The organism is Kitasatospora sp. NPDC001660, assembly GCF_053596725.1.
The window spans coordinates 144,044-168,625 of the sequence record NZ_JBSFGU010000012.1 but is presented as its reverse complement, the minus strand read 5'-3'; the positions used below and the strand labels follow the sequence as shown (position 1 = coordinate 168,625).

The 24,582-nt window shown below is 71.1% G+C and carries 20 protein-coding genes; 11 read left to right on the top strand and 9 right to left on the bottom strand.

Annotated elements, in window-relative coordinates; all coding sequences use genetic code 11:
• Nucleotides 1-14: 14 nt before the first annotated feature.
• The 4 genes from ACWCXH_RS16170 (at nucleotide 15) to ACWCXH_RS16155 (ending at nucleotide 6,197) form a co-directional block, all read left to right on the top strand.
• Nucleotides 15-1,895, top strand: a complete 1,881-nt coding sequence (locus ACWCXH_RS16170; protein WP_449802100.1) for an amidohydrolase — start codon at nucleotides 15-17, stop codon at nucleotides 1,893-1,895.
• A 131-nt stretch (nucleotides 1,896-2,026) separates the two neighbouring features.
• The gene (locus ACWCXH_RS16165; protein WP_449802066.1) at nucleotides 2,027-2,728 is read left to right on the top strand and encodes a YoaK family protein; all 702 of its coding nucleotides are present in this window, start codon (nucleotides 2,027-2,029) and stop codon (nucleotides 2,726-2,728) included.
• A gap of 180 nt (nucleotides 2,729-2,908) precedes the next feature.
• Nucleotides 2,909-3,268, top strand: coding sequence for a hypothetical protein (locus ACWCXH_RS16160; protein WP_449802065.1), 360 nt, complete (start codon nucleotides 2,909-2,911; stop codon nucleotides 3,266-3,268).
• 382 nt (nucleotides 3,269-3,650) lie between these two features.
• Nucleotides 3,651-6,197 (top strand): collagenase, encoded by a 2,547-nt coding sequence (locus ACWCXH_RS16155; RefSeq protein WP_449802064.1) that lies wholly within the window; start codon nucleotides 3,651-3,653, stop codon nucleotides 6,195-6,197.
• Nucleotides 6,198-6,396: 199 nt separating this feature from the next.
• Here ACWCXH_RS16155 and ACWCXH_RS16150 read toward each other — a convergent pair whose 3' ends face one another.
• The 6 genes from ACWCXH_RS16150 to ACWCXH_RS16125 all read right to left on the bottom strand — a co-directional run bounded on the left by ACWCXH_RS16150 (nucleotide 6,397) and on the right by ACWCXH_RS16125 (nucleotide 13,438).
• Nucleotides 6,397-7,773, bottom strand: a complete 1,377-nt coding sequence (locus tag ACWCXH_RS16150) for a B12-binding domain-containing radical SAM protein (protein ID WP_449802063.1) — start codon at nucleotides 7,771-7,773, stop codon at nucleotides 6,397-6,399.
• Nucleotides 7,774-7,849: 76 nt separating this feature from the next.
• Nucleotides 7,850-8,962, bottom strand: coding sequence for an AMP-binding protein (locus tag ACWCXH_RS16145; protein ID WP_449802062.1), 1,113 nt, complete (start codon nucleotides 8,960-8,962; stop codon nucleotides 7,850-7,852).
• Nucleotides 8,963-8,979: 17 nt separating this feature from the next.
• Entirely contained in the window at nucleotides 8,980-10,350 is a 1,371-nt protein-coding gene (locus ACWCXH_RS16140; RefSeq protein WP_449802061.1) for an aldehyde dehydrogenase family protein, read from the bottom strand.
• 136 nt (nucleotides 10,351-10,486) lie between these two features.
• Nucleotides 10,487-11,251 carry an NRDE family protein gene (locus ACWCXH_RS16135; protein WP_449802060.1) on the bottom strand — a complete coding sequence of 255 codons (765 nt, stop codon included), beginning with the start codon at nucleotides 11,249-11,251 and terminating at the stop codon, nucleotides 10,487-10,489.
• Nucleotides 11,252-11,309: 58 nt separating this feature from the next.
• Nucleotides 11,310-12,722, bottom strand: coding sequence for an asparagine synthase C-terminal domain-containing protein (locus tag ACWCXH_RS16130; RefSeq protein ID WP_449802059.1), 1,413 nt, complete (start codon nucleotides 12,720-12,722; stop codon nucleotides 11,310-11,312).
• A 2-nt stretch (nucleotides 12,723-12,724) separates the two neighbouring features.
• Nucleotides 12,725-13,438, bottom strand: a complete 714-nt coding sequence (locus tag ACWCXH_RS16125; protein ID WP_449802058.1) for an enoyl-CoA hydratase/isomerase family protein — start codon at nucleotides 13,436-13,438, stop codon at nucleotides 12,725-12,727.
• Between the two features lie 336 nt (nucleotides 13,439-13,774).
• Between ACWCXH_RS16125 and argJ the strand changes: the two genes are divergently transcribed.
• The 4 genes from argJ to ACWCXH_RS16105 are packed head-to-tail and all read left to right on the top strand — an operon-like array spanning nucleotide 13,775 to nucleotide 18,579.
• Nucleotides 13,775-14,929, top strand: coding sequence for a bifunctional glutamate N-acetyltransferase/amino-acid acetyltransferase ArgJ (argJ, locus tag ACWCXH_RS16120; RefSeq protein ID WP_449802057.1), 1,155 nt, complete (start codon nucleotides 13,775-13,777; stop codon nucleotides 14,927-14,929).
• Nucleotides 14,930-14,936: 7 nt separating this feature from the next.
• Entirely contained in the window at nucleotides 14,937-16,046 is a 1,110-nt protein-coding gene (locus ACWCXH_RS16115) for a GNAT family N-acetyltransferase (protein WP_449802056.1), read from the top strand.
• Nucleotides 16,047-16,066: 20 nt separating this feature from the next.
• Entirely contained in the window at nucleotides 16,067-17,338 is a 1,272-nt protein-coding gene (locus tag ACWCXH_RS16110) for an ATP-grasp domain-containing protein (RefSeq protein WP_449802055.1), read from the top strand.
• Nucleotides 17,335-18,579 carry an MFS transporter gene (locus ACWCXH_RS16105; protein WP_449802054.1) on the top strand — a complete coding sequence of 415 codons (1,245 nt, stop codon included), beginning with the start codon at nucleotides 17,335-17,337 and terminating at the stop codon, nucleotides 18,577-18,579. The genes ACWCXH_RS16110 and ACWCXH_RS16105 overlap by 4 nt, the downstream gene beginning before the upstream one ends.
• On the opposite strand, the gene ACWCXH_RS16100 is transcribed toward ACWCXH_RS16105, so the two are convergent.
• Complete coding sequence (locus tag ACWCXH_RS16100; protein WP_449802053.1) at nucleotides 18,561-19,400, bottom strand: LuxR C-terminal-related transcriptional regulator; 840 nt, start codon at nucleotides 19,398-19,400, stop codon at nucleotides 18,561-18,563. The two genes, ACWCXH_RS16105 and ACWCXH_RS16100, sit on opposite strands and share 19 nt — an antisense overlap.
• Before the next feature lie 581 nt (nucleotides 19,401-19,981).
• Here ACWCXH_RS16100 and ACWCXH_RS16095 point away from each other — a divergent pair.
• Both ACWCXH_RS16095 and ACWCXH_RS16090 read left to right on the top strand, forming a co-directional pair.
• Complete coding sequence (locus ACWCXH_RS16095) at nucleotides 19,982-20,161, top strand: hypothetical protein (RefSeq protein WP_449802052.1); 180 nt, start codon at nucleotides 19,982-19,984, stop codon at nucleotides 20,159-20,161.
• 100 nt (nucleotides 20,162-20,261) lie between these two features.
• Complete coding sequence (locus tag ACWCXH_RS16090) at nucleotides 20,262-21,233, top strand: EamA family transporter (protein ID WP_449802051.1); 972 nt, start codon at nucleotides 20,262-20,264, stop codon at nucleotides 21,231-21,233.
• 11 nt (nucleotides 21,234-21,244) lie between these two features.
• Here ACWCXH_RS16090 and ACWCXH_RS16085 read toward each other — a convergent pair whose 3' ends face one another.
• Nucleotides 21,245-22,438 (bottom strand): hypothetical protein, encoded by a 1,194-nt coding sequence (locus ACWCXH_RS16085; RefSeq protein ID WP_449802050.1) that lies wholly within the window; start codon nucleotides 22,436-22,438, stop codon nucleotides 21,245-21,247.
• A gap of 324 nt (nucleotides 22,439-22,762) precedes the next feature.
• Here ACWCXH_RS16085 and gntD point away from each other — a divergent pair, with 324 nt between their 5' ends.
• Nucleotides 22,763-23,845 carry a guanitoxin biosynthesis L-enduracididine beta-hydroxylase GntD gene (gene gntD, locus ACWCXH_RS16080; protein ID WP_449802049.1) on the top strand — a complete coding sequence of 361 codons (1,083 nt, stop codon included), beginning with the start codon at nucleotides 22,763-22,765 and terminating at the stop codon, nucleotides 23,843-23,845.
• 78 nt (nucleotides 23,846-23,923) lie between these two features.
• Here the strand turns inward: gntD and ACWCXH_RS16075 are convergent, their stop codons facing one another.
• Nucleotides 23,924-24,307 carry a hypothetical protein gene (locus tag ACWCXH_RS16075; protein WP_449802048.1) on the bottom strand — a complete coding sequence of 128 codons (384 nt, stop codon included), beginning with the start codon at nucleotides 24,305-24,307 and terminating at the stop codon, nucleotides 23,924-23,926.
• Nucleotides 24,308-24,582: the final 275 nt, after the last annotated feature.

The following is a 24,582-nucleotide window of genomic DNA, read 5'->3' as shown; positions in this document are numbered from 1 at the left end:
CTCCCTTGTCCACCATGCCCGTCGCCGGAATCCGTCCCGGCACCCCCGACCAGCCCGCCGACCTCGTCGTGCGCAATGCCAAGGTGTACACCAACGACCCGCGCCGCCCCCAGGCCACCGCTGTGGCCGTCCGGGACGGACTGATCCAGGCGGTCGGCGACGACGCGGACGTCGTCCCGCTGGTCGGCCCCGACACCCGGGTGGTCGACGCGCTCGGCCGCCGGGCCGTTCCCGGACTCAACGACGCGCACCTGCACGTCATCCGCGGCGGTCTCAACTACGTGCTGGAGCTGCGCTGGGACGGCGTCCCGACGCTGCGCGAGGCCCTGGCGATGCTCCGGCTCCAGGCCGAGCGCACCCCGCCCGGCCAGTGGGTGCGGGTGGTCGGAGGCTGGTCCGCCGACCAGTTCGCCGAGCGGCGCCTGCCCACCCTGGAGGAGCTCGACGCAGCGGCGCCCGACACCCCCGTCTTCGTACTGCACCTCTACCAGTCGGCGCTGCTCAACCGGGCCGCGCTGCGCGCCGCCGGCTTCACCCGGGACACCCCCGACCCGGCGGGCGGCCAGATCGTGCGCGGCCACGACGGCGAGCCCACCGGCCTGCTGATCGCCGCCCCCGGCGCGCTGCTGCTCTACTCCACCCTGGCCAAGGCGCCGACTCTGGACGAGGCCGACCGCATCGGCTCCACCCGGCACTTCCTGCGCGAGCTGAACCGCTTCGGCCTGACCTCCGCGATCGACGCCGCCGGCGGCTTCCAGAGCTTCCCCGAGAACTACGGCACCGTCATGGAACTCGCCCGCCAAGGCGAACTGACCCTGCGCATCGCCTACCACCTCTTCCCGCAGACCGCGGGGCAGGAACTGGACGACCTCACCCGCTGGGTCAACACCGTACGCCCAGGGGAGGGCGACGCTTGGCTGCGCCTCAACGGCGCGGGGGAGAACCTCACCTGGGCCGCCGCCGACTTCGAGAACTTCACCGAACCGCGCCCGCAGCTGGGCTCCTACGAGAGCGAGTTCGAGAAGGCCGTCCGCCTGCTGACGGAGCACGGCTGGGGCTTTCGGCTGCACGCCACCTACGACGAGACCATCCGCCGCGACCTCGCCGTCTTCGAGAAGCTCGCCGCCGAGGGCCTCTTCCCCCAGGGCGGCCGCTGGCTCTTCGACCACGCCGAGACCGTCAGCCCGGACAGCCTCGACCGGATCGCGGCCCTGGGCGGCGCGGTCTCGGTGCAAAACCGCCTCTCCTTCCAGGGCGAGGCCTTCGTCTCCCGCTACGGCGCCCCCGCCGCCGCCGAGGCGCCGCCACTGCGCGCCATGCTGGACCGCGGCCTCACCGTCGCCGCGGGCACCGATGCCACCCGGGTCTCCTCCTACAACCCCTGGGTCGCCCTGCACTGGCTGGTCTCCGGCCGGGCCGTCTCCGGGCGGCGCCTCGCGGCCGAGCACAACCGGCTCAGCCGCGCCCAGGCCCTGGAGCTCTACACCCTCGGCGGTGCCCGCCTCACCGGCGAGGAGGAGGTCAAGGGCCGTGTGACGGTAGGGAGTTACGCCGACTTCGCGCTGCTCAGCGCCGACTACTTCACCGTGCCCGAGGCTGACATCCCGCACATCGAGTCCGTCCTCACCGTCGTCGGCGGGCGGATCGTCCACGCCACCGCGGAACACCAGGGCCTGGCCCCGGACCTGCCTGCGGTGACGCCCTCCTGGAGCCCGGTCACCCGCTTCGGCGGCTACCACGCCACCCCCGCCCCCAGCCTGGCTGCCGGAGTCCGCCAGGCCGAAGGCGTGCTGGAGGCCGTGGCCGCCTCCGGCGAGCAGCACGCCTGGCGCACAGCGCGTGGTCTCGCGCTTCCCGGACAGGCGCAGGTGCCACTGGACCCCTGCTTCTTCTGAGCGGGAGCCGACTCGGCCCGGGGGCCCCGCCGGAGCGCGGCGGTGCCCCCGGGCCGTATCACCCCCACCCGCATCACCCCCCCGCCGCAGTTCCCCGCCCGTAATCCCCCCCGCCGGACCGAGGAGCCGTCGTGACCAAGCCCGCAGCCGATTCCCGCACCACCTCCCCACCGCCCGGACCGCAGATCCACGACCGCCACCCGCTCGCCCTGGCCCTGTTCGGCCTCACCCTGGTCAGCGGCCTCATCGACGCCGTCAGCTACCTCGGTCTCGGCCACGTCTTCACGGCGAACATGACCGGCAACGTCGTCGTCATCGCCTTCGCCCTCGCCGGAGCACCCGGCTTCTCCGTGACCGGTTCACTGACCTCCCTCGCCGCCTTCCTCCTCGGTGCACTCCTGGCCGGTCGGCTGGCCACCCGGGACCCCGGACCCCGGCGCCCTGCCCGGCTGGGCACGGTCTTCGCCCTGGAAGCCGCGCTGTACGGCGTCGCCGCCGCCGTCGTCTTCGTCCGGAGTACGGACGGGCCGGCGCAGTACGTCGTGATCGCCCTGCTCGCCCTGGCGATGGGCATCCGCAACGGCACCGTGCGCGGCCTCGGAGTGCCGGACCTCACCACCACCGTGCTCACCCTCACCCTGACCGGTCTCGCCGCCGACTCCCGCCTCGCCGGGGGCGCCGCCGCCCGCCAGCGCAGGAAGCTCCTCTCCGTCGTCACCATGCTCGCCGGCGCCGCCCCCGGAGCCGTCCTCGTCCTGCACGGACAGACCGCCTGGGCGCTGGTGGCCAGCGCCGTCCTGGCCGGTGGCACCCTGCTGGTCCACCGCGACTGACGTCATGCACGCACAGGTTGGAGGGGTGCGGCGAAAGGCAAACGCCCGTCCGGGGCTTTTTCATGATGGACCGGCAGCCCCGCACGGCCTTGCCGTCGGGCCTCGCAAGGCGATGAGGAACTCGCCGGCGGCGAGGTGGAAGGCCGACCCGTCCTGGGCGTCGTCCGCAGCGGCCACGCGGTGAGCTTCTGCCAGGCCACGTTCGAGGAGATGCCGGGCGTTGCGGCGCGGCCGATCGCCGGCAATCCACTCCGGTACCGGCATCTGCTCGCATGGCACCAGGAGGGGCCGCTGGCACAGTTGGGCCCCTCGCTGGTGCAGGACGTCACCGAGACCTACTGGACGGTGCGTCATGGAAGCGGAGACGTTCCTTCCGAAGCCGTGCAGCAGTGGCGGTCACTCGACATGGGGGACCGCCTCACAATCAGTGATGCCATCCGCGAGTTCGGCTTTCACGGCAGAGAAGTTGACGTCTTGCTGGACCACTTCCCACCTGCGGTCGAGCGCCTCGGACCGGGCACCCGCGTCCAGCGGCCCTGAAGATCTCGCACACTTTCCGTTATCCGCCAGTCCCGTGCCCGATCTCCCATACGTCGGCAGCAAACCACCCCCATCTGCCGACGAGGAGAGCACATGACCGGCAAACGAGTGGTGCACGGGCACGACAACCGCCCTGTACCGGTGGGCACTTCGGTAGCGGCGAACGTTGTCGTCGGCACCCTGTCCCGCCACGGACGATCCCCGAACTGACTGGCGGTCGACTCATCGCCGAGCCTGCGATCGGCCAGGACCAGCCATCGACTCGGCGCCCCACAACCGGCACTGGCCAACCGTGTCAGGGAAAGTGACGACGCATCACCTGATTGCGCAGCCTCCCCGCGAGGCCGCGCCGCACGGTGCTGCCCCCACACCAGGAGAACCCATGAAAGCCGCACACGCCCGCAACAAGCTGCCCAAGCTCCTGATAGCCGCCGCCCTCGCGCTGACCGCCGGGGTCGGGATCGCCGCCAACGGGCCGGGCAGCGCTCACGCGGGGCTCACCAGCCCGTCCCCCGAAGCCAAGACCGACGCTCCCCACCCAGGTCCGGCACCCCAGTCGGCCACCGAGGCCGTCCAGGACGACGCGAAGCTGGTGCGCCCCAGGGACCGTCGACCTCTGCCGTCCAACACCGAGGCACAGCACCAGGACTACGGCAGCCCGACAAGGTCCGCCGCGGCAAGGCCGAAGGCAACGACCGCGGAGGCAGGCGGCCCGAAGGCGAGCGTCGCCGCCTGCTCCACCAGCGCCTTCACCGCGAACACCGGCGGCGCCCTGATCCAGGCGATCCAGTCCGCCGGCCCGGACTGCATCAACGGCCTGTTCAACGTCACCGGTTCAGACGCACACCTGGCCTTCCAGGAGTCGCAGATGACCACGGTGGCGGACGCCTTGGCCGCCGCCTCCCGCAGCTACCCGGGGGACAACAGCACCCACGTCCTGGAGCTCGTGCTCTACCTCCGGGCCGGCTACTACGTGCAGTGGAACCACAAATCCGACGTCGGTACCTACGGCAGCGCTCTGCAGACCGCGATCCAGTCCGCCCTGGACTCCTTCTACGCCAACGCCCACAGCCTGGACGCCACCGACGCCAACGGCGCCGTCCTCTCGGAAGCCGTCACCCTGATCGACAGCGCCGGCCAGAACGCCCGCTACCTGCCCGTCCTCAAGAAGCTGCTCACCGGCTACAACAGCTCGTACAACAACTCGTACAACATGCTGACCGCGGTCAACAACGTCTACACCGTCCTCTTCCGCGGCCACCAGAACCCCGACTTCGTCACCGCCACCGAAGCCGACCCTTCCATCCTCGCCACCCTCGAGACCTTCGCCAACAACAACCTCGGCCTCCTGGGCGGACCGCAGAGCTACCTGGCGTCCAACGCCGGCGCCGAGCTGGCCCGGTTCCTCCAGGACCGCACCCTGACCCCCACCGTCCGCCCGATGATCAAGAACCTGCTGGCCAAGTCCTCGATGACCGGCCCCACCGCCCCCCTCTGGGTCGGCATCGCCGCCCAGGCGAACGACAACGACCAGAACAACTGCTCCGACTACGGCACCTGCGACCTCGCCAACCGGCTCAAGAAGGCCGTGCTGACCATCGACTACCAGTGCGGCACGATCCACATCGTGACCCAGGCGCTCACCAAGGAGCAGCTGCTCGGCACCTGCGACAGCCTCACCGGCGAGAACGCCTACTTCCACAAGCTCGCCAAGGACCCCGGCCCGCTGCCCGGCGACCACAACAGCGCCATGGAGGTGGACGTCTTCCACTCCACCAGCGACTACCAGACCTACGCCAACGTCATCTTCGGCGTCGACACCAACAACGGTGGCATCTACGAGGAAGGCGACCCCTCCAAGCCCGACAACCAGGCCCGGTTCGTCGCCTACGAAGCCGACTGGCTGCGCCCGAGCTTCCAGATCTGGAACCTCAACCACGAGTACACCCACTACCTGGACGGCCGCTTCAACACCGCCGGCGACTTCGCCGCCGCAACCGCCACCCCTGGCACCATCTGGTGGATCGAGGGCTTCGCCGAGTACGAGTCCTACGGCTACCGCGGCGTGACCGACACCGCGGCGGTCGCCGACGCGGCCAAGGGCAGCTACCCGCTCAGTACCGTCTTCGCGAACACCTACAGCAGCGGCACGGACCGGATCTACCCCTGGGGCTACCTCGCGGTGCGCTACATGATGGAGAACCACCGCTCCGACATCGACACCCTGCTCGGCCACTACCGATCCGGTGACTACAAGGCCGCACTCGGCCTGATCAACTCCATCGGCACCAGCTACGACGCCGACTGGGCCAAGTGGCTCAAGGAATGCGCCGCCGGCGCGTGCAACGCCCCCGACAAGCCGCTCACCGCCGCCTTCACCGCCAAGGCGAACGGCCTGAACGTCACGCTCACCGACACCACCGAGAACTCCGCGGCGATCACCGCTCACAAGTGGGACTTCGGCGACGGCACCACCTCCACCGATGCCAATCCGACCAAGACCTACGCCAAGCCGGGCAGCTACCACGTCCGGCTGACCGTCACCGACAAGGCCGGCGCCACCGCAACCGCCGACCAGACGGTCGCGGTCGGTGCTTCAACCGCCGAGTGCACCGCTGACGACACCCGCCGCCTGGCTCAGAACTGCAGCCGGTCCAACCTCACCGCCGCCGCCCGGGACAACAGCTACCTCTACATCGACATCCCCGCCGGAACCAAGAACCTCACCATCACGACCACCCCCGGCACCGGAACCACCGACCTCTACTACAGCCCCACCACCTGGGCCGACAGCACCGCCAACACCGCCTCCGCCACCGGCGACGGCCCGCACACCCTCACCATCGCCAACCCCCCGGCCGGCTGGAACTACATCACCCTCCACGCCACCACCGCCTTCACCGGCGCCACCGTGACGACCACGTTCTGACCCCGCCGGTCGCGCCGTCCCGACGCCCGGCTCTCGCCGGTGAACTGCTGTTGTCCGACGCCGGATTCACGCTCGGGGTTCGGGTTCGACCGATTCGAGCAGCACGGCGCCGACCCGGTCTGTTCAGTTACGTGGCGGGCCGGGGCTCTCGGTGTGGGGATGCCGCACCGAGAGCCCCGGCCCCGTTGGGTGTCTTCGGTCACCTGCTGCCGACGCGTTCACCGAAGCCGCCGCTGCGGACGGCCTGGACCATGCGGCTGAAGGCGTCGTTCGTCGAGTAGTAGAAGACCGACGGGTCACTGCTCGCCTCGTCGTCGCGGCGGGAGCTCGCGGTGACGAGGAGTCGGGAGAGCCGGTCGTAGAAGCGCTCGGGTGCGAGCCGGGTGGCGAAGAGCGTGTGATAGCAGTCGAACAACTCGGGGTCGTCGTCTATCAGTTGGTCCCGCACCTCGTCGTACAGGTCGGTTCCCGGCAGGGGAGTCAGGACCGAGAAGCTCGGCATGTCCACACCGAGCTCCTCCACCGTGCGGGTCAACCGGTCGAAGTCGGCCTCGTCCCAGGACGGGTTCACGATGAAGTTGGCCCGGACCTTGACCCCCAATCCGTGGAAGAGGTCGAGTGCTTCGCGGGTCTGACGCGCGCTGGTGCCCTTGTGGTATCCGCTCAACTCGTCGTCGGTCATGGATTCCGCCCCCACGAGCACGGAGTCCAGTCCGATCTCCGCCCAGCGGGTGATCACGTCCGGGCGGCGCAGGGCGGTGTCGGTACGCACGTACATGTGGTACCGGCGGTCCAGCTTCGCCTGGTCGATGGCATCCGCCAGTTCGAGCATGCGGGCGGGCTGGATGAACGCCTCATCGTCGACCACGTAGAGGTTCCGCTGTTCGATCTCCTCGATCTCGCTCACCACGCGCTCGGCTTCCTTGACCAGGTAGCGGCGGTCGGTGATGCGCCACAGCGAGCAGAAGTGGCACTGGAAGGGACAGCCCGCGCTGAAGCGGACCAGGGCCACCGGGTTGTAGATGGAGTGGAAGTAGGAGTCGCGGTGCCGGGCCAGCAGGGACCGGTCGGGGCGGGGCAGGGAGTTCAGCGTGGCCGGTTCCGGTTTGACCGTACGGCGCAGCGCGGTCCTCGTGTCGTACGGCGCGAGCCCGGTCACGGGCTCGACGCGGGTGCCGCGTTCCAGGTGGCCGATCAGGGTGAGCAGCGGGTCGGCGCCCTCGCCGGCCACGACGTAGTCGGCGGCGAAGCCGTCCATCCATTCGCTGGACACGGTCACGTGGTGTCCGCCGAGTACGACGGGCACGTCGGGCCACAGCCGCTTCACTTCATGGGTCACCTGCCGGCTGACCGGCACGTTGGTGGTGTACGGGACGGCGACTCCGACGAGATCCGGTGGCTCGTTGGTCGCGGCGTACTCCGCTAGCGGGGCGTCGAGGCGCAGATCGTGAATGGTGACGTCGTGGTGGCCACGCAGCGCGCCCGCCAGGTACTCCAGCGGCAACGGCTCGCAACAGCTCAGCTCGTCGCTGAGAACGGCCCGCTCGTTGCGTGGCCACACCAGCAGTATTCGCACGGCTTCCTTCTTCCTCCGGAGCGGGGCCGCTGTCGCGGACCGCCGTGATGGGGCTGTCGATGCTTGCTGCGGCTGCTCAGTACACGCCTTCGACCCGTCCCAGCTCGGTGAACTCGGGGCTGAAGGGGTCACCGATCCAGGCCCACGGGTGCGCCTCGGCGGCCGAACCGTACGGACGGACGCGACGGGCCCGGTCACGCTCCCGGAAGCCGGGGATCAGCTGGTCGTCGGTGAACCGCCACACCCGCACCCATCCCTCCTCGCCGAATTCGACGTCGGCGCCCTCCTCGTCCACCACGTCCAGGAGGACGTGCGGCGAACTGGGCACGTAGACGACCCGGTAGTCGTCCTCGGGCTCGAACGGCTTCTGCCAGCTGACGCTCGTGGTCGAGGTGCCGTACAGGCCGACGACGGGAACGTCGGGGAAGAGGTCCTCCCTCAGGACGCGGTGGGTCTCCGGTTCCAGGGTGGTGCCCGCGTGGACGATCGCCTTGACGGACGAGAACAGCGCCGGATCCAGGTGTTCGGGAAGCATCTCCAGCAGGCGTGACGTGCAGAACATGACGCCGATGTCCTGCGAGCGGATGATCGCTTCGGTCTGGTCCCAGATGTGCCGGACGTACCGGTCGGCGGCGGCGGTCATCCCCTCCTCGCCGAAGACCTTGACGATCCGGGGGTCGAGGTCGATCGAGAAGCAGCGGCCGCCTCGGCGCTCGGCGTACGAGACCACGAGGCGGCCCGTGGTGTGCGGGCCCATGGGGCCGAGGAAGAGCCAGTTCTGGTCGCGCCCCACACCGTGCAGGTCGAGGAAGTAGTCGGACCAGTCGAGGACGTCCCGCCAGTAGGTCGACCCCCAGGTGCCGTGCTTGGGCGTGCCCGTGGTGCCACCCGTCTGCGCGGCCCAGAGGAACTTCTCCTGGGCGAGGACGTCGCGCGGGATGAAGTCCTCCACGGGGCGACGACGAACCGCCTCCTCGTAGCGCTGCTGGTCGGCGGCGTCCCGCAGGCCGACGAGTGCCACCGCGTCGGCGAGCCCGGTGACCTTCTCGTAGGCGTTCGCCCCCAGCACACGGTCACGCTCCAGCCAGAACGGCGACCCCGTCTCCGGGTGGAGGTGCCGGCGGATCACGCGGCGGACGTGCTCGTCACTGACGGGGCGGAGGGGGGAGGAGAATTCGGAGAACGACATGGATGCATCCTTGGACGTCATACGGCCCTCCGCGGAAGGAGTGCCTTCTTCTGGAACAGGAAGTCGGAGAGGTAGCCCTCTTGGGGGTCGACCGGGTCGTATCCCCGGTCGAACTCTTCGCCGGCGAAGACCTTGGTGATCGTGGGTTCCTGGGCGAGCACGTCCACGGCCTCGGGGTGATCGCCGATGACCGACACGATCAGCGAATGCGCGCACGCCTCGTCCAGGCGCTCCCGGTCGACCCGCGCCACGGCGGTGAAGGGGAAGGGCAGTTCGGTCCGGAACAGCGGGGAATCCGCGTCCGTCAGCAGCACGGTGGGGCGCAGGAAGGCGCTGCCACCGATCTCGACCAGGAGCGGAACACCGGAGTCACGGGCGGTGACGTCCACGGCTCCGCCCGCGACCTCGCGCTCGATCTGGCGCACCAGCGCCTGCAGGAGGTCCCGGTCGGGGAACGCGGGCACCCGTGCCGCCCGGGCGTCGAGTGGCAGGACGGGGTAGGCGTTGAACGCCTTGGCCAGCTGTTCGGCGGCGGACTCGGCATCTCCGGTGACCGCGAGCGCGCTGACGTTGGTGCACAGCCGACCGGATCCCTGGAAGGCGAGCCGCGCCAGACGGTCCCAGGTCCGCGGGTCGGGGCGGTCGTCGAGCAGGACGGCTTTGCTCCGCCCGAAGTGGTAGGTCTTCACCCGTGAGGGCTCCAGCGAGGGCGCGTGCTCGCCGGGCCACACGATCTGATCGGCGAGGCGCACCCACGTGGGGACGTCGCCGTGGCACATCGAGACGGCTCCGTCGGGCAGCCCGGCTTCGTACAGGGCGGAGACGAAGACGCCGGCGGTGAACGGGTCGCGTTCGGAGGTGTTGATCAGGGTCGGCCGCCGGGCCGCGAGCGTTTGGAGCCACTCGATCTGGATCGTCGGGAAGTTGCCCGGGACCCGCACCATGCAGGTGCGTCCCGCGGGCAGCCACGCCCACGGAGCGTCGACCCGGCCCGTGCGGTAGGCGGTCAGGTCGCCCTGCGGGGCCTGGACCGCCATGATGTCCTCGATGCGGCGCATGTGGTTGGCCACGGCGGCGATACCGCGTTCGACCCTGAGCTGTGGAAGGCCCGTGGTCTGCGAGATCGCCCGGGCCACCGGAGTCACCCGGCCGGCGGCCAGCTCTCGTTCCACCACGTCGGCGGCCCGGTGGAAGTAGCCGAACCAGGTGGCGTCGTCGATTCCGCGGAGTCCGCCGGCGGCGTTGCGGGCCAGGGTCACGGCCTTGTGCTGGAGCAGCCGGTTGGGCTGGGCGACCTGCGCGACCGTCCGGCCGTCGCATCCGGTCAGCGGCCTGGGTCGGGAACCGGTGTACTGGTTGCGGCCGATCCAGGCGGCAACCTCGGCCACGGGCCGGGGTGGAGAAGACGTCCGGGGTTGGGAGGACTCTGTGAGCACGGGGCACCTTCGGTGTTGAGACGAGCCGGGACACGCGGGGCTGTTGCGGTCACAACGGGGCTGTAGCGGTCACGAGCGAGCGCGGGGATCAGACCTCGTACCACCGCAGCCGGTCCCAGGGGTCGGCGGTGAAGTCGTAGCGGACGTGTGCCGGGGTGAGTGCGACCAGGGAGGCGGAGGTGGAGCCGTAGGCGCGGCCGTCGAGCAGCCGGCTGACGAGAGGGCTGCGCGAGTCGCGGTCCGAGGGCTCCCCGTCACCGAACAGGTCCAGCCACGGCGCCCACGCCGTCTCCGGAGGCTCGCCGGGCTGCGGCTCGGCGTCCGCCGTGGCGTTCAGGGCCCGCAGGACACCTGCGGCACGTTCGTGGTCGATGTCGTCGAGGCCGTAGAAGGTCAGCACGTGGTCGCCGGGCGGAACGTGCCGATGCCGCAGTTCCACCCCGTCCCAACTCCACAGCTCGACACCCACAGGGCGCCCGAGCAGGAGGTGGAACCCGCCCATGCCGAGCAACTCGGCTCTCTCCAGGGGGAATTCACCGGCCAGGGCCCGAAGTGGGCAGGCGCCGCGGCTGCGCCGGCCGGGCGACGGCAGGGGAGCGGCTCCCGCGCCGATGACCTCCGCACCGTTGACCTCCACGCCGTTGACCAGGACGGCTACGGCCGACTGCGACCGGTCGACGGCGAGCCAGGTGCCGCCGGATGTGAGGTCGAGGCCGCCCTCGAACGGGTGGTGTGGCCCACTCCAGTGGCGGTCCGGCGGCTTCCAGAGCCGGTCCAGGAATTCGTCGCGCACCGCGCCGAGAAGGAGAGAACCCTCCTCGTGGGCGCGGGAGCGGAAAAACACGGTACACATGCTTGGCCAGTCCCCCGTCGTGCCTCGTCATGCCCGCCCTGCCGGAACAGGGGGTGGGTCAGTGCGTACGCACTCGGCGCACGGCCCGTTCGAGCAGTGACCAGGGATCCACCGGTTCCAACTGTCCTGCGGCGGCCTGGTCGACGAGTTCGGCGAAGCAGGCGCGGTAGAGCTTCTCCCGGTCCTCGTGACCGGTCTCCTTCCGGAGGCGACGCATGACGCCCTGCTGGAGTCCGCCACCGTGGTGGACCGCGATCTTCTTGCGCCAGGCGACCGACTCGGGCACCCGGGAGCTCATGGCGGTGCGCAGGTGGTACTTCTCCCGCCCCTCCCGGACCTTGCACTGCGGCGCGGTCTCCAGGGCGACCTGCATGACCGGCCAGGACCAGAACGGGTGGTGGGTGGTCGTGCCGTACGCGAGCGGCATGCGGTTGGACAACTCGTTGCTGCGCCGGGTGCGGTCCACCGCGGACAGGACCTGGTCGATGAGGTCGTCCGGGTGGTCGAACGGGCTGTACAGCCCGGCGTTCATCAGATCGCTGCCGTAGCCGGTGAGCAGCACCCGGTCGGTGGGAAGAGCCCGCACGCGCTGCACCGTGGTGGCTGTCAGCGCGACCTCGACCACCTCCGGGTCCGCGACTCCCAGCCAACGCACCGCCTCCGGGACGGAGCCGATGATCTGGTCCTCGTCGAGGTGGACGGGCACCAGTTCCAGGCCCAGGACCTCGCACAACTCGGCGGCATCGGCGAACTCGTCGCCCCACGGGGTCCCGACACTGTACGGGGTGACCGGCAGTCCTCCGGTGGCCGCGAGGTACGTGACCGTCCCCGAGTCGATGCCCCCGGACAGCAGGGTCGCGTAACGGCCGCCCTCGGGCGTCCCGGCGGCGATGCGGCCGATCTCCGCGGCGAGTGAATCGAGCTGGGCCTCGCCGGCCGCCAGGGGCTCGTCCCGGTGCGGCGCCCGGTGTGCGGCCAGCGGGTCGGCCTCATCGGCCGTGGTCGTGGTCCAGTTGTGCCCGGTCGAGCGGGTTTCCACGACGATGCCGTGCGGCAGTCGGTCGACACCCTTCAGAAGGGTGGCACGCTCGTGCGCCGACGGGCCGTCCGTGATCTCGACGCCCAGTCCGAGCGCGGGCAGGACCAGGGGAGCGAGCAGGAGATCGGTGAAATAGGCGAAGCGGCCACGCAGGCGGTTGACCGCGTAGTAGACCGGATCCTCGTTGAGGGGCGAGATGCGTACGGTGACGGCATCCGGTGTGACGCGCAGGGAGGACCCGGGCCCGGTACCGCCTGGACGGGTGGTCAGCGTGCGGACGTCCAACTCGAACGGAGCGTCGAGCCCGACCCGCTCAGGGCCCCGGTAGTGCACGTGCAACTCGCCGAGGTGGTGCCCCGGCGCGAGAGGCGTCAGGTCCGGCAGCGGAACGTTGCTGACGACGCACCACTTGCTGGAAGGAGTGGTGACCATGTTCAGGCCTTCCCGATGATGCGACGCATGCGCTGCTGTGCCTCTCCGGCGGAGAAGGCGGTGCGATGGGCCTTCTTGCCTTCGTCCCGTACCCGGCGCAGCCCTTCGACGTAGGGGCCGTTGACGCGGGCTCGGGTCGACTGCACGGCGGCGTCGGTGTAGGACGCGATGCGTCGGCCGTGTGCGAGGGCGCGCTCCAGCAGGTCCTCGGCAGTGGTGACCTCGTGCAGGAGCCGGTCCGCCAGCGCGCGGTCGGCGGGCCACTCGTCGCAGGTGTAGAGCATCTCCTGCATGACACTGCGGCCGACGACGGTCTCCAGCATGTAGCCGCCGAAGTTGCAGGCGATGCCGACCCGGAACTCCGGCATGACGAGCCGGGTGCGTCGGCTGCCGATCCGCAGGTCGCAGCAGAGCGCGATCTGCAGGCCGACCCCGATCGCGTAGCCGTCGATGGCCGCGAGGACCGGCTTGGATATGCCGGCCAGGGCGCTGTACAGGTCGGTGATGTCGTCGATCCAGGCGTCGACCTCGTCGCCGCCGGTGAACTCCGAGACCTCGTGGAAGTCCCCGCCGGCTCCGAAGGAGCGGCCCTCACCGCCGTACAGGACGATGCACGCTACCTGGTCGTCGCGCTCCAAGGAGCGTACGAGCGTGGCCAGTTCCCGCATCCGGGCCCTGCTGAACGGGTTCTGCTCGTGGGCCTGTGAGAACTCCACGAGGGCGACCCTGCCCGGTAGGACCTCGCATTGCATGGTCGCCTCAGCGGCGGCAACCGTCGGCATCAGGACCCCCCAAGGGTTGGTGACGTGAACGATGATCAGGCACGGAAACCCAGCTCCCTGCATATTCATACATGGTGATGGCGTGTGGCAACAGCTTTCGAGGCGTCAAGCCACTGCTCCTGCACGTGTGGAGCATCCAGTTGTGGTCAAACCTTGACCGCGCGTGGATGACTGATGTATTCACGTCCTTGCACACATATTCGCGGCTATCCGGTCCCGGGTCTCCCGGCGGGACGGGACCCGGGGCCGCTCAGAGAGGATTGATCGGCCATGCAGCCTCTGGTACCGCGCGGCTTCCGGGCCATCACGACGAACATGGGCCTCAAGGACGTCGGGGACGACTTCGCGGCGGTCGTCTCCGAGGTTCCGTGCCGATCGGCGGCGGTCTTCACCCAGTCGCGGTTCGCCGGCCCCAGCGTCGTGCTCAGCCGCGAGGCGGCCGCGCTCCACCGCAGCCGCGGCATGGTCGTGCTGTCCCGCAACGCCAACGTCGCCACCGGGCGGGTCGGGGCGGAGAACGCCGCCGAAGTGCGCCGCCGGGTCGCCGAGATCGCCGGCATCTCCCCGGACGAACTCGTCATCGGCTCCACGGGCGTGATCGGGCGTCCGTACCCCATGGAGAGCATCCGTGCCGGGCTCGACGCCATGACCTGGCCGTTCCCGGAGGCCGACTTCGGGGCGGCGGCCAGGGCGATCATGACGACGGACACCCGCGCCAAGCACGTCCACGTCCGCTGCGGTGACGCCGTGCTCGTCGGTATCGCCAAGGGCGTGGGCATGATCGAGCCCAACATGGCGACGCTGCTGACGTTCTTCTTCACCGACGCGGACATCCCCGCCGCCGAGCTCGACGCCCTCTTCCGCCGCGTGATGGACAAGACGTTCAACGCGCTGAGCATCGACACCGACACCTCCACCAGCGACACCGCCGCGATCTTCGCCAACGGACTCGCCGGCGAAGTCGACCCGGCCGCCTTCGAGCAGTCGCTGTACGAGTGCGCGCTGCACCTCGTGCGGGACATCGCCTCGGACGGCGAAGGCGCATCGAAACTGATCGAGGTCCAGGTCACCGGCGCCCGGGACGCGGCCCAGGCCAAGCGCGCGGGCAAGACCGTGGTCAACTCCCCGCTGGTCAAGACGGCCGTCCACGGCTGCGACCCGAACTGGGGCCGCATCGCCATGGCCATCGGCAAGCTCGAGGACGACACCGACATCGAGCCCGCAGCCGTCCGCATCGGGTTCGGCGATCTCGCGATGTACCCCGACGAGCCGAGCGACGCCCTGCTGGAGCAGGCCCGCCAGTACCTGGGCGGCGACGAGGTGGTCATCCGGGTGGACCTGGGCATCGCCGACGGTGCGTTCACGGTGTACGGCTGCGATCTCACCGAGGGCTACGTGAAGATCAACGCGGACTACACGACCTGAGCCCGGGATGCCGACTCCACTGAACTCCGTCGCGCTGCCACCGGGCGTCCGCTCGGTGGCGAGCGCCGCCGGGTTGCCCAGGGCCGACTGGGACCGGCTGATAGGTCCGGACGACCTCTTCCTCTCCACCCGCTGGCTCGATGTGGCGGAGCGCACCGCCGGTGTGCCGATGCGCTACCTCTGGGTGGAGCGGGACGGCGCACTCGTCGCCGGACTGGCCACCGCGCTCGCCACCCGGGACGCACCCTGGCTGCTGGGCCGACCGGACGCCGTACTGCGCCGCAGCGCCAAGGCGGGCTTCCCGGACGCGGCAGACCGTCTGGCGGAGATCCAGGATCCGGAGGCGCTCCTGCCCGCCCTGCTCGCGGGAGGACGGCATCTGGGCAACACCCGGGTGCTGCACGGCCCGCACAGCCGGCCGGAGGACCTGGCCGTCCTGGTCGACGCCGCCGAAGCGCTGGCGCGGGGCATCGGCGCGGCCAGCCTGGCCTTCCTCTTCGTCGGCGACCGCGACCGGCCGCTCGCCGAACTCCTGGCGCGCCGCGGCTGCACCTCCTTCACCTCGGGCCGCTACGCCACCCTGGCGGTGCCGCCGACGGGCTTCGAGGGCTACCTGGCCGGCTTCTCCGGGCGGCGGAGGTCGATCAAGGCCGAGCGCAGGAGGATCAGCGCCGCGGGCGTCACCGTCGCGGCCGAGCCGCTGCGCGAGGCGGAGCTGCCGCGCCTGGCCGCGCTGGAGGCCGAGCTGATCGCCAAGTACGGCATCCCCTGGTCAGCGGCCCGCTCACTGAGCCTGATCGGGGAGACGGCCGAGCAGTTCGGCGACGACGCCTTCGCCATCCTGGCCCGGGCCGAGGGCGAGATCCGCGGCTTCAGCCTGATCCTGCGCCACCACGAGCACTGGTACGCCCGGCAGGGCGGCTTCGACTACGAGTTCCAGCGGCGCACCGGGACGGCGCTGTACTTCGAGGTCGGCTACTACCGGCTCATCGAGGAGGCGGCCGCCGCAGGGGTGACCAGCATCCACTACGGATTCGGCAGCGACACCACCAAGGCTTCGCGCGGCTGCACGATCGCCGATCAGCGCTGCCACCTGCTGAGGATCCGGACGAACTGACCGGAAGGGGAGAACGGACGTTGTCGCACGACACCGAGGGCGGAGTGTTCGCGGTCGTGGAGACCTGGCTCGGATCCGTCGGCCGTACGCCGCTGGAAGCCGCGCGGCAGCTGGGCCTGCGCACCGCGTTCGTGACCGACGGCGTCGGCCGCTACACGACGAACGCCGCCGACAGGGCGGCCTTCGCCGCCTGCGTCGACGAGGTGATCGAGGCGGACACCCGCAGCGGTGCGGCCGTGGCGGACGCGCTGGCCGCCCACCACCGGGCGGGCCGACTGCGCGGGGTCTTCTCGACCAACGACTACAGCGTGCCGACCACCGCCGAGGCCGCGCGTCTGCTCGGCCTGCCCGGGCTCGCTCCCGAGGCCGCCCACCGGGCCCGGAACAAGCTGCGCACCCGTGAGGCCTGCGACCGGGCCGGGGTGCCGGGACCGGCCTGGCAGTGGGCCCGCTCCGAGGCGCAGGCGCTGGCCGCCGGGGACCGCGTCGGCTACCCGTGCGTGGTCAAGCCGATGACCGACGCCGGAAGCATCGGGGTCCGGCTGTGCCGGACCCCCGGACAACTGGCCGAGCACTACCGTGCGATCGCCTCCGTGCCGACCGACTACCGGGGCGGGCCGCGCACCCCGGGCGCGCTGGTCGAGGAGTACCTGGTCGGCTTCGAGGTGAGCGTCGAGACCGTCACCGTGGACGGCGGGCGGACCGTGCTCGGGGTGACGGACAAGGTGCTCGGTCCGCACCCGCACTTCGTCGAGGTCGGGCAGGCCTTCCCCTCCGTGCTGCCCGAAGGCGTCCGGGGCGCGTGCACGGCCACCGCGCTGGCCGCGTTGGACGCCCTCGGCCACGACTTCGGCGCCGCCCACGTCGAGGTCAAGCTGACGGCGGACGGGCCGCGGCTGGTCGAGGTGAATGCCCGGATGCCCGGTGCCCGGATCACCCGGCTGATCCGGGAGAGCACCGGTGTGCACCTCCAGCGCGAGCTGGTCGAGCTGCACACCGGCGGGCGGCCCGATCTGGCGGTGCGTCACCGGCGCGGTGCCGCGTCCCGCTGCCTGACCGCGGCCGACGGCGGCACGGTGCGCGCCGTCCGCGGGGAGGACCTCGCCCGCCGGGTGCCGGGTCTGGTCGCGCTCGACCTGTACGTGCGGCCGGGCGATGCCGTCCGCCGCGCCCAGGACAACGTCGACGTCTGCGGCAGTCTGGTCGCCGTCGGCGACACCGCCGGCGAGGCCGTACGGCGCGCCGACGCGGCCATGGGCCAGCTCTCCGTGGACGTCGAGGCGGCGCCGTGACCACCGTACGGCCTGCCCGCCTGCTGCCGGGCGGGCCGGGTGTCCGCCGGTTCGCCGCCGCCGGACTGGTCAACGCGGTGGGGACCGGCTTCTTCTACGCGTTCGCGCTGCTGTTCTTCGAGGACCGTACCGGGCTGTCGCTGCGGACCATCGGCGCGGTCCTCACCTGCACCGCGCTCGCCGTGCTGCCCGCGTTGTCCGCCGTCGGCCGAATCGCCGACCGGTTCGGCCCCCGACCCGTGCTCGTGGTCGCCGCGCTGCTGCGGGCAGGCTGCTTCGTCGGTTTCGTCGCGCTGCCCGGGCTGCTGCCGTTCGTGCTCCTCAGTGCGGTGCTCGCCCTGGGCAATCGGGCCGAACAGACGGCTTCGCCCCTGCTGGCGGTGGCGTTGTCCCCGGAGGCGGAACGCGGCCGCTGGCTGGCGCTCTCCCGGGTGGTGTTCAACGCGGGGATGGGGGCGGGCGCGCTGGGAGCCGGTCTGGTGGTCGGGCCCGGAACCGGCTTCGCCCTGGTCGGCCTGGCGAACGCGGCGAGTTTCGTGGTCGCCGCCGCGCTGTACGTGGTGCTGCCGGCGGCGACCGCGGGCCGCCCCACCGCGCCCGACGCCGGCCGCCGGTCCGCACGTCCGTACCGCGATGCCGGGTTCGTGCGCATCTCCGCCGTGCGGGCACTGCTGGTCACCGTCGCGCTGGCCACCGAGAGTGCGTTGCCGGTCTACGCGCTGCGCGACCTGTCCCTGCCGGGGTGGTCGGTCGGCCTGCTGTTCGCCGTCAACACCTGCCTGCTGACGCTCCTCCAACTCCCGCTCAGCAGATACCTGGAACGGTTCCGGCCCACCGCCGCGCTGGCCCTCGGGGGGCTGTCGCACGGCACGCTGTTCCTCACCGCCCTGCTGCTCCCCGCCGCGCCCGCCGGGCTGCGCACCGCCCTGCTGGTCGCGGCGATGACGGTCTACACCATGGGGGAGATGGTGGTCTCGCAGGCGGCCCTGGAGTTGCTGACGTCCTGGCCGCCGGCGGCGCAGCGCGGCAGCTACCTGGCGTTCAACCAGGTGCTGATCGGTGTGGCGACGGCCGCGGCCCCGTTGCTGGCGACCGGGCTGCCGATGGGCGGGACCGGAGCGCTGTGGTGGACGCTGACCGGCATCTGCGTGGCGGCCGCGTTGTTGGCGCTCGGCGTGGTCCGGACCGGTCGAGGACCGGCTCCGCAGCCGTCGCCCGCCCCTCAGCGGTCCGTGTCGTGACCGAGCCAGCCGAGCGCCTCGGCCCGTGCGCCGGCCTGAAATCGGCTGGCGACGTCCAACTTCTGCATCAGATCGGCGATCAGCCGCCGCAGGGTCCGCGACGAGACGCCGAGGGAGCGCGCGATCGCTTCGTCCTTCATCCCCTGCGCCAGCATCTGGAGCAGCGCCCGCTCACGCACCTCCAGCGGGGAGTCCGCCTGCTCCTGCTCGTCGAACTCCTCCCCCGGGGAGGCCGCGGCGCCGTGCACCCAGCAGTACTCGAAGGTCTGGACGAGCAGAGCGACAGCGTCGGCGCCGCGGAACTCCAGCGCTGCCAGCCGGCCGTCCTCGCGCGGACGCGTGGAGGCGTAGCCGAGCGTCCGGTCGACCACGATCAGACGGTAGGGCAGGACCGAGGCGACCCTGACCTTGACGCCGATCTCCCGAAGGGCCTTCAGATGGGCCCGCGCATAGGGCACCTTGAGCATGGCGGAGAGGTGGATCGACCGCATCTGCACGCCCCGGTCGAGGGCCTGTAGGTTGCGCACCATGCTGTCCGCGAGCATTTCCGGAGGCAGGGGAGCGCCCGGGTGCATGCTGAGGATCTCCCGGCGGGCCAGCGCCGCCGCGCTCTCCAGCGCGGAGACCACCTGGTCGCCCTCCAGAACGGCGAACGTGGCACTGCTCTCCGGGCCCGACCTGAGGTTCATCAGGTCGGCACTCAGCGCGGCAAGCGTCTGCTGGGTCCGGTGCAGTTGGTCGATCCGATCGCGGACGGCCTGCTCCTCGTGCTCCAGCAGCCGTGCCAGCGCCAGTTCGGGTGAGTGCGGTCGCTCCTGCAATTGCTCCAAGGCCGACCCGGTCGTGGCCGACAGCACCCGGAGAAGTTCGTGTGCGGCAGCACCAGCCATAGGCATGCCCTCCCCTGCTTCGTAGGCCCCCTACCCTTGCGTGATCATACCCATACGGAATGTCGAACGGCTATGCGATATCGGACACAAACCGGCTGTTTGTGGTGCTCCTGTCACTTCCGAAAGCGGGGTCGTGCGGTGTGACGGTCCGGCAGGTGGGGTCGGTGGTTGCCGAGGGTGAGCATGGCGAGGGCGATGAGGGCGGTGGAGTCCCGGGGGTCGAAAGCCATGCGGGCGATCAGGCGGATTTGGGTGTCCGTGCCCTCGACGATCCGTTGCTCATGCGGTGTTCCGCGGCGGCGGCGCTGGCAGGTGTTTCGCCGGTGTGGAGATTCTCCTGTCTCGACATGTGGAGTGGCGGGATCCACTGGCCGTCTGCTGCCATGACCCCTCAGGGACATCCGGCGGCCCTGTACGGCCCGTCAGGCCACCAGACATTCTGGTCATCGGCCCCGAGAGGGCGGCACGGGACGCGTTCGGGATCCCGTGCGACGCACAACTAAGGACGAGAAATGCCCAAGCACCAGGACTCCGCCGACAACCGCACCGCGCCCCGCCCGCGGGCCCTCGCGGCCGCCGCCGTGCTGCTCGCCGCAGTCGGGGCCGCCGCCCTCGCAGGTGTCTCCGTCGCTCCCGCACACGCCACCGTGGCCCCTCGGGCCGCGGCTGCGGACGATCTCGCCTGGGGCTGAGGATCCTTCGGGAGCCGCGACCGCGGAGGCCGGGACTCGACCGAGTGGCCTCCGCCCCTATGATCTGATCGCGTACGGTCAACATTACGACGGAGGCGCAATGCCGGACACCAGTGGACACAGCAGCGGAGCCCGGGAGTTGATGGAGGGGCCCGCCGGCCCGGTCGGGGAAGCCGCGGGCGAACCGGCCGCCGCGCACGAGGCCACCGGCCGGATCCCGGCGCCCGTGCTCGCGGTGGCCGCGATGTTCACGGTCCAGCTCGGAGTCGCCTGGTCCACCTCGCTGTTCGAGCCGCTCGGGGTCGCGGGCGCGACGTCGCTCCGGCTCCTCGTCGCCGCCGCGGTGCTCCTGGTGGCCGCCCGGCCGAAACTGGCCGGGCGGACGCCCCGGCAACTGGCCACGGTGGCGCTGCTCGGCCTCGCCTCGGGCGGGATGACCCTGCTCTTCGCGGCGTCCATCCAGCGCATTCCGATGGGCGTCACCTCCACCATCGAGTTCCTGGGACCGCTGGGCGTGGCCCTCGCCTCCTCCCGGCGACTCTCCCACGCGGGCTGGGCCGCACTGGCCGGCCTCGGCGTGGTACTGCTCTGCCTCGCGGACGAGGGCTTGAACGGCGGTACCGGCCTGGACCGTACGGGTCTCGCCCTCGCGGCGGCGGCCGCCCTGTGCTGGGCGGTCTACATCGTCTTCACCCGAAGGGTCGGGGAGGTCTTCGACGGCTTCCAGGGGCTCGCGGTCTCGATCAGCGTCGCCGCCGTCGCGGTCCTGCCGGTCGGCGGTGCGGCGGCCTGGCACGGGCTGGTCGACTCCGACCGGACGGTCTGGCTGCTGGCCCAGGGCGTCGGCGTCGCCCTGCTGTTCCCGGTCGCCACCTACATGCTGGAGATGACGGCGCTGCGGCGGCTCTCCAGCCGCGTCTTCGGAGTGCTCACCAGCCTGGAGCCGGGCGTGGCGGTGCTGATCGGCTTCCTGGTGCTGGGGCAGAGCCTGGAGCCGGTGCAACTGGCGGGCCTGTGCAGCGTGGTGCTGGCCAGCATCGGCGCGACCCTGGGTGACCGACGGGAAGGGTAGGGAGCCCGCCCTCAGTCGATCGCGTGCCGGCGTACCGAGTCGAGGTGCCGGCCCAGGTAGCGCATGAACGGTGTGCCGCCCGTCCCGGTGTCCGCCGAGTCGGCCTCCTCCCGCCTGGCCTGGCGTTGCACGTACTCGGCCGCGAACCGCAGGTGCAGCGCCCGGAACTCCGCCATCGCCTCGATGCAGGCGTTGTACGCCGCCAGCGGGGCGGCCGGGCGGCCGGCGGTCAGGAACCCGCGCAGGTCGAGGCGGCCGCCCACCGAGGCGATGAACTCGCGATGCCGGGGCGGCATGTAGTCCCGCATCCCGTGCAGGTGGTTCCGCAGGGGATCGTCCTCGTCGGCGATCCCCAGCACGGCGTCCAGGAACGGGACGACCGAACTCTGCGCACCGGTCTCGCCGCTGAACCGCTGCGGCCGTCCCGCGAAGGCGGCCACGCCCTGGTACACCAGCCCGTCCGGGAGGGCGGGGTTGTCCTTCCAGCCGAACAGGAAGCGGCGCACCCGGTGGTAGTAGATGTACGGATCACAGCGCTCCGGCATCCGGGCCAGGACGGCGTGCATGGCCTGCAACGCCGCGGCGACCGCGTGCAGTCGGTCGGCGAGGAGCTCGGCGTCACCGGCCGACGCCGCGTCCTGCGCCGCCACCGCCGCGTTGATCCCCGGGCCGGCCGCCGCCTCGATCGCCACGTGGACGAGGACGAACCAGTCGTCGTCCATCCCGCCCAGGAAGTCCTGGAGCCGGCGGATGTTGCCGAGCTCGACCGGGCCGTCCGGATCGAGCCTGGCCCAGTTGTGGAGCTGCTGGGTCGCGTACGAGAGGACCGGCGGTCGGCCCAGGCGTTCGGCGACGGCGTGCCAGGGGACGGCGATCGGGGCCGGGCAGAAGGCGGCAGGGGTACCGCTGTCGTTGATCCAGGCATGCCCGAAGTGGCTCAACAGGAGCATGGCGCGTTCGAGTTGGGGTCCGTCCGGCAGATCGGCGACGTCCAGCCGGGGCAGGTCGGCGAGCAGCGTACGAGCCCGGCCCGACACCAGGTGTTTGGGCAGCGCGGCTGCTGTTTCGTCCCAGGCGTCGAACGGGGCCGGCAGCGAGGTCAGCGGCGCGGCGCCGGGGAGGAACCCCAGGACCGGGTCGACGTCGAACGCCCGGAGGTCGACCCCGGCCTTCCCGCCGGCGTCGCCAAGCTGCCCTTCGGCCATCGCTTCCTCCAACTCGCCGTTCTGCCGCCCGAGATGGCGGAGCGAGCACGAAAGTACCCAACCGGGGGACCGGACCGGGGCGCCGGTCACCGTCCGGAACGGGCATGCCCGGATTCGGCCAGCAACCCACCGGGGCAGGCCCGTTGACCGGGTCCGGCCGTGGCACAGGACGGTCAGCCGGTGCACCTGGACGCCCCTTCTCGAGGATGGTGAGACTCGATCGCGGCCCTGCCGATCGACTCCGTGCCGTCTGCGAGCGGCGCCCGTGCCTCGGGTGGAGCCATCCCTCTTCCAAGGCTTTTGCCGACACTGAAGGACTCATTCATGCCCGGTGCCCTTTCCGACCTTCCCGCGTCGCTGCCCCTCCGCGCGGCCGATCAGGTTCCCTTCCTCGAACTGACCGACGCCGAGAGCGCCCAGCTGCGCGAACTTGCGGACGGGATCCTCGACACCGACACCGACCTTCCGCTGGACCAGCGCCTCCACGACCTGGCGCTGCTCGCCCACGAGGCTCCGAGCCGGGTGCGGGCCCTCCTCGCCGCATTCCGCCTCACCGGGCGCCCGTACGGCGGGCTGGTCGTGTCGAACCTGCCGATCGACGAGGCCGCGGCCGGTCCCACGCCGACGAGCTACACCGACGAGCCGAACAGCCGCGAGGCCGACCGGGCGTCCGCGCTCCTGCTGCTGCTCGGTTCGCTGCTCGGCGACCCGGTCTCCTACCTGACCCAGCAGCGCGGCAAGATGGTCCTCGACCTGTTCCCGATCAAGGGCCACGAGAACCAGCAGCTCGGCTCCAGCTCGACGGTCAACCTGGAGTGGCACAACGAGGACGCGTTCCACCCGCTCCGGGCGGACTGGATCATGCTGATGGGGCTGCGCAACCACGACCGGGTGCCGACCACCTTCGCGCCGATCAACTCCATCCCGCTCGACCCGAAGGCGCGCCGGCTGCTGTCGGAGGACCGCTACCTGATCCTCCCCGACGAGTCGCACACGGCCGCCTTCAACGCCGACACGACCGGTGTGGAGGAGGGCGACTGGGTGGCCGAGGCGTTCCGGAAGATCGCCGAGATGAACGAGACCCCCAAGCCGGGTCCGGTGCTCTCGGGTGACCCGGAGGCCCCGTACATCTGCATCGACCCCGCGTTCATGCCCCGGGACCTGGACCCCGAGGCGCTGGCCGCGCTGGACTCGCTGATCGCCGGCATCGACGCCGAGCTCCGGGACGTCGTGCTCGCCCCCGGCGAGATGCTGATCGTGGACAACAAGCGCGCGGTGCACGGCCGCAAGCCGTTCACCGCGCGGTACGACGGCACCGACCGCTGGCTGCGCCGGATCAACGTGATGGCGGACCTGCGCAGGGCGGCCGGCCGCCGGTACTCCCCGCACGGCCGCGCGCTGGTCTGACCCGGGCCGCCACAACCGGTGTGGCCGACCACGGAGGTCAACCGACCTCCGTGGCCGGCCACGGTCCCGGGGCCGCGGTCAGCCCACCCGGACGCCGTCCGGCAGCGGCCGCTCGGGACGCGCCAGAGCGGGCAGCACCCGATCGGGTGAGCCCAGGTCGAAGAGCATGGCGTCGGAGACCTCGCCGGCCATGGTCCGCGGCTCGACGTTGACCACGAACAGCGCCTGCTGGCCGACGATCTCCTGCGGGTTCTCGCGCTCGCCGCGCATCCCCGACAGGACGGTGCGCTGGTGGTCGCCGAAGCCGATCTTCAGCCGCATCAGCTTCTTGGAGTTCGCGACCTCCTCGACCGACAGGATGGTGCCCACCCTGACGTCGAGCCGGTCCAGCACCTCGAACGGGACGAGGGGCTTGACCGGGGCGGGGACGAAGTCCCCTTCCTCGATGAACCGCTGGGTCATGGGGCACTCTCCTGATGATCCGTCATGTGCGTGCTTGCTCTGCCGAAGGGCCCTGGCGGGCCGCCGAGCGGACCGATCCTCCTGGTCGATCGTGTGCCTGATCCAGGTGATGCGGTGGCCGGCATCGGACGTGACCGCCACCGGACCGCCGCTCCTGACGGAACCGCGTTCCCCTGGCGGGCGGACTCCTGCCGGGGACGCCTCGGCGCGACGGCCGTGACTCCCCGGCTTTCCGATCGCCATTCTACGAATGATCGTCACATCCCGTGGCACGG

Excerpts from the sequence above, each read along its gene's own strand:
- ACWCXH_RS16170 (WP_449802100.1), top strand. The coding sequence starts at position 15 with ATGCCCGTCGCCGGAATCCGTCCCGGCACCCCCGACCAGCCCGCCGAC.
- ACWCXH_RS16155 (WP_449802064.1), top strand. The coding sequence starts at position 3,651 with ATGAAAGCCGCACACGCCCGCAACAAGCTGCCCAAGCTCCTGATAGCC.
- ACWCXH_RS16145 (WP_449802062.1), bottom strand. The coding sequence starts at position 8,962 with ATGTCGTTCTCCGAATTCTCCTCCCCCCTCCGCCCCGTCAGTGACGAG.
- ACWCXH_RS16135 (WP_449802060.1), bottom strand. The coding sequence starts at position 11,251 with ATGTGTACCGTGTTTTTCCGCTCCCGCGCCCACGAGGAGGGTTCTCTC.
- ACWCXH_RS16130 (WP_449802059.1), bottom strand. The coding sequence starts at position 12,722 with ATGGTCACCACTCCTTCCAGCAAGTGGTGCGTCGTCAGCAACGTTCCG.
- argJ (WP_449802057.1), top strand. The coding sequence starts at position 13,775 with ATGCAGCCTCTGGTACCGCGCGGCTTCCGGGCCATCACGACGAACATG.
- ACWCXH_RS16115 (WP_449802056.1), top strand. The coding sequence starts at position 14,937 with ATGCCGACTCCACTGAACTCCGTCGCGCTGCCACCGGGCGTCCGCTCG.
- ACWCXH_RS16095 (WP_449802052.1), top strand. The coding sequence starts at position 19,982 with ATGCCCAAGCACCAGGACTCCGCCGACAACCGCACCGCGCCCCGCCCG.
- ACWCXH_RS16090 (WP_449802051.1), top strand. The coding sequence starts at position 20,262 with ATGCCGGACACCAGTGGACACAGCAGCGGAGCCCGGGAGTTGATGGAG.
- ACWCXH_RS16085 (WP_449802050.1), bottom strand. The coding sequence starts at position 22,438 with ATGGCCGAAGGGCAGCTTGGCGACGCCGGCGGGAAGGCCGGGGTCGAC.
- gntD (WP_449802049.1), top strand. The coding sequence starts at position 22,763 with ATGCCCGGTGCCCTTTCCGACCTTCCCGCGTCGCTGCCCCTCCGCGCG.
- ACWCXH_RS16075 (WP_449802048.1), bottom strand. The coding sequence starts at position 24,307 with ATGACCCAGCGGTTCATCGAGGAAGGGGACTTCGTCCCCGCCCCGGTC.